Here is a 4492-nt window from a genome sequence, read left to right as displayed (position 1 = left end):
AATATTTTGGTGAGGCTGCGGAGCGAGAGCATCTACAACAGGCGATCGCAATTCACACTGCTGTAACGGGTAGTCGTCCCCTGGGGTGGTATACAGGGCGTACCAGTCCCCACACCCGCAAGTTGGTGGTAGAAGAAGGCGGGTTTCTCTATGATGCCGATAGCTATGCAGATGACTTGCCCTACTGGGTCTATGACTATGGAAAGCCCCATTTAGTCATTCCCTACACACTAGACAATAACGATATGCGGTTTGCTACTAGCCAAGGCTTTAATGCTGGTGACCAGTTTTTTGCTTACTTGCGAGATGCCTTTGATGTGCTCTATGAGGAAGGAGATGTTGCCCCCAAAATGATGAGTGTGGGGTTGCATTGTCGGCTAGTAGGCAGGCCCGGACGCGCCGCTGCTCTGGCTAGATTTCTAGATTATGTGCAACAGCACGATCGGGTTTGGCTCTGCCGGCGTATTGACATTGCCCACCATTGGTATCAACACCATCCCCCCATGGCAGTTCATCCCCTGACCAACGATCAATCTCAGTAACAACCATGCCCTGGGAACAAATTCTCACCACAACATTTTTAATGGCTTTGTGTACAGCAGGAATTCGCTTAGCGGTGCCTGTCTTGCTGGCTGTATTGGGCGAAATTATCACTGAGCGAGCCGGAGTGATGAATTTAGGCTTAGAAGGAATAATGCTAGTGGGTGGGTTAACTGGCTTTATGGTGGCCAATAGCTTTGAGAAAGCCACGCAGCTAGCTGAATTGGCAGCATGGCTAGGGTTGCTAGCAGGGCTGGCGGCTGGTGGCGTTATGGGTCTACTGCTAGCAGGGTTGGTGGTGACTTGGCGCACCGATCAAGTGGTGACCGGAGTAACCTTTGTGCTGCTAGGCCAGGGGTTGACAGCATTTTTGTATCGCAAGCAGTTTAGTGGGCTGGGCGCTCGCGTCACGGGTCTGCGGGAATGGGCACTGCCATTGTTATCAAAAATTCCTGTTTTAGGTGAGGTATTGTTTACCCAAACTGCGATCGTCTACCTTACGGGTGGTTTAGTGTTCCTCTGTTGGTTCGTGCTATTTCGGACAAACTGGGGCTTGGAAGTGCGGGCAGTAGGTGAAAACCCAGCAGCCGCAGATACCTCTGGTATTGACGTTACGTGGATTCGCTATGTTTGTGTAGTGCTGGGTGCTGCCTTGGCAGGCTTAGGGGGTGCAGTACTGACCGTCGTGCAACTAAAGTTATTCACCGAAGGGATTACGGCTGGTCGCGGTTGGATTGCGATCGCCCTTGTAGTGTTTTCTCGTTGGCAACCCATTTGGGCACTAGTGGGAGCCTTATTGTTTGGCATTGCCGATGCACTGCAATTTCGGATTCAAGCCCTAGGCTCTCAATCCACACCCTATGAGTTTCTGCTGATGTTACCCTATGGGCTTACCCTAGCCGTGTTATTGCTGAGCACAGGACGGAGTAACGCACCAGCGGCATTGGGGATACCCTATACCAAGGGCGATCGCTGATGAATTGCTGAGGTAACTGCCTCTACTTTGGGTTCACTTTGGTTATCAATCGACCTGCCCATCAATAGATAGGTGGTTATATCACCCTTGCCTTTGATGGCAACTACACCGCGCTCTTGCAGTTGATAGCGCGATCGCAACCGAGTAAACGTCTCAACACTAACCTGAATCTGACCAGCGATACCGTGGGACTCCATCCGGCTAGCCATATTGACCGTATCACCCCACAGGTCGTAGGCGAACTTCCTGATACCGATCACTCCAGCCACAACTGGGCCAGAGCTAATACCAATGCGAATCTGGAGTGACTGGCCTTGCTCTTGGTTAAACTCTAAGATTGCTTGCTGCATAGCTAGAGCCATTTCTGCAATCGCTTCAGCATGATCTGATCTAGGAGTGGGTAGCCCCGCTACAGCCATGTAGGCATCCCCAATCGTCTTAATTTTTTCAATGCCATAGTAGTCAGCTAACTGATCAAACTGAGAAAAGATGGTGTTAAGTAAATCTACGATTGCCTCTGGGGATTGACGAGCTGCAAGTTCAGTGAACCCTACAATATCTGCAAACAAAACACTAACTGATTCGAACCGATGCGCGATAGTACGTTGATCCTGCTTCAGTTGTTCTGCGATCGACACAGGCAAGATATTCAGCAACAACTGCTCCGACTGCTCTCGACGCACCTCCAATTCCCGGTTTGAGGCTTCCAGTGCCTTGCGAGTGCGAAATTCACGTTGCTGCAATCGCTCATACAAAAAAGTGGATAAATCCCCCATTAAGCATAGCCAAAACAGAAATAGTCCATTCAAGGCGTAGGCACTTGGTGCTTCAATCACAGGAGTTAGCTTAAGCGTAACGATTAACCCCAGGTAGTAACCAAGTGTCCCTAGCTGCAAAATTACATGTATCCACCAACAGACAGGGTTAAACAATGCCATCCCTAAAAACGTTAGTGCCCAAGGAATGTAAGCAATATCGCCAGAGCCATCGAGAGCTATTGCCGTTTGGAACACCAGGGTGATTGACCAGCCAAACACCACAAAAATATATTCCGGTCGTGTGCGCCCAATGGTAGACCTAAGGATGATTAAACAGATGACAAGGCATAGTTCTGTAATAATATTGGCAGGCAAAAAAACTGCCCAGTCTTCAGCAATATCCTGCTTGTGAGCATAGGCCACTAGGTACAACCCCAAAAAGCTCATGATGCAGATTAGCGCTGTCCAGAGGCCAATCCTCAGACGACCGATCATAAATTTTCGTCGCCACTGCAAATAGGCAACATCGAGATCATTAGGCTGCAAGGTATTTGGCAACGAGTTGCGTAGCCATGCCCAAAAGGTCTGAGTGTCCGATTTCCAAGCTGGGGACGTGGTGCAATCGGGATCAATTCTAGGACTGATCATGGTGTGTTCACCAGTTAATACGATTACTTGCACATTAATGTCATCGTGAATGTCATCGTGCAGCCTGAGTCATCAAATGATTCTCCTTATCCACAACAATTATCAATGTGGAGTTAAAGGATAAAGAAGCGCACAATTAGGTATATGGACGTAGCTGTCAATTGAGTCAAGGCAACTGGCACACCATACCGCAGATACGTCTTAAACGGAATGCGTTTGCCGTGCTGTTCAGAAATTCCCGCAGCCACGATGTTGGAGGAGGCTCCTACTAACGTCCCATTACCCCCCAAGGTAGCCCCATACATCATGGCATAAAACAACGGCAATACCTCTGTAGGAAACTGCCCCGTATAGCCAGGCGACAACACTTCTGCCTCTGCAAACCCTGTAATAACAACATACTGCTTCAGGAGTGGCACCATAGCTGCTACTAAGGGAATGTTAGGAACCAGGCTAGAAATGATGCCCACTAGAAAAACTAAGCTGATAGAGCCAAGAAGAATGTTTTTTCCTAAGACGACAGCTAGTAAGCTAGAGGCGCTGCCAATAACTCCTGTTTTCTCTAAACCACCAATGAGCACAAAAATGCTCATAAAGAAAATAAGGGTGCTCCAGTCCACATCGCGCAGGATATTGCTAACAGAGTCAATTTGGCTGTGGTGAGCAAGCAGTAAACAGAGTGCGCCGCCCAGCAGCGCAACAGTGGCAGGAGACACAGGAATCGGCAGTGAGCCTCCGATGACGAAGAAGACAAGCACTAGGGTGACAATTAGAATGCCAAGCACCAACATGCGAGGATGGTTTACAGTTGGTCGAGGAAGTTGATCTAGGTTTTCCAGTTCTTTGTGCCAAATTTTAGGAAACAAAATCGGCAGCATGACTACAACCACGGCAACGGCGATCGCACCACCCAAACTCAGCCGCCAGAGATAATCAACAAAGCTGATATTAATAGCATCACCCACGATAAAGGTAGCTGGGTCACCCACTAAGGTCAACAAGCCAGCACTGTTAGCGACAAAAACTATCAGAATCAATAAAGGTACAAAATCTACGCCGATTTCCTGAGCCATAGGTGGAATTAAGGGAGCAAGCAGCATTACTGTTGTTGCGTTGGGTAAGACTGCACAAATTGGCGTAGTGATAGCAACAATTCCGTATAGCAATTGCTTACCTTTGCCCTTTGCCAATAGCACCATTTGAGTTGCTAAGTATTCAAATACCTTAGTTGGCTCAAACGCTCGTACCATAACCATAACCCCAAAAAACAGCCCAAGGGTGGCATGACCTTTGGCAATATAGCGAATTGCCTCATCTAGAGACAGAACATTGAGGAACACGAGGAACAGGGCACCCAAAAAACCAGCAATGGTAAACTGTACAGCCTCCGTGACTAGCAGAGCCATAACGGTTAGAAAGATGACGATTGCCGCGATCGCTTGCCATGACTCCATAGATGTCCCCAACTCCATATAATGCTGACAAAGGTTAAATCCTAACACTTCAGCACTATCATTAACGATCTTGGGTTGTTCGGCAATGCTGTGAAGTAGATGACTAATGATGTACT

General features: G+C 48.2%; 4 protein-coding genes. 2 read left to right on the top strand and 2 right to left on the bottom strand.

Going from position 1 to position 4492, the window contains the following annotated elements:
• Positions 1–542: allantoinase (locus tag NZ772_14575; protein ID MCS6814776.1), on the top strand; the 542-nt coding region annotated here is incomplete at its 5' end.
• Between the two features lie 5 nt (positions 543–547).
• Positions 548–1516, top strand: a complete 969-nt coding sequence (locus NZ772_14570; GenBank protein MCS6814775.1) for an ABC transporter permease — start codon at positions 548–550, stop codon at positions 1514–1516.
• Here NZ772_14570 and NZ772_14565 read toward each other — a convergent pair.
• Together NZ772_14565 and NZ772_14560 are read right to left on the bottom strand one after the other, a co-directional pair.
• A complete protein-coding gene (locus tag NZ772_14565) occupies positions 1495–2922 on the bottom strand; it encodes an adenylate/guanylate cyclase domain-containing protein (protein MCS6814774.1) in 1428 nt (475 codons plus the stop codon). The genes NZ772_14570 and NZ772_14565 overlap by 22 nt on opposite strands.
• Positions 2923–3035: 113 nt before the next feature.
• Entirely contained in the window at positions 3036–4376 is a 1341-nt protein-coding gene (locus NZ772_14560) for an SLC13 family permease (GenBank protein MCS6814773.1), read from the bottom strand.
• Positions 4377–4492: the final 116 nt, after the last annotated feature.

This window comes from Cyanobacteriota bacterium, assembly GCA_025054735.1.
Taxonomy (GTDB): Bacteria; Cyanobacteriota; Cyanobacteriia; order SKYG9; family SKYG9; genus SKYG9.
Note: the sequence above shows the minus strand (reverse complement) of the source record. Positions and strands in the feature narration are given on the sequence as shown.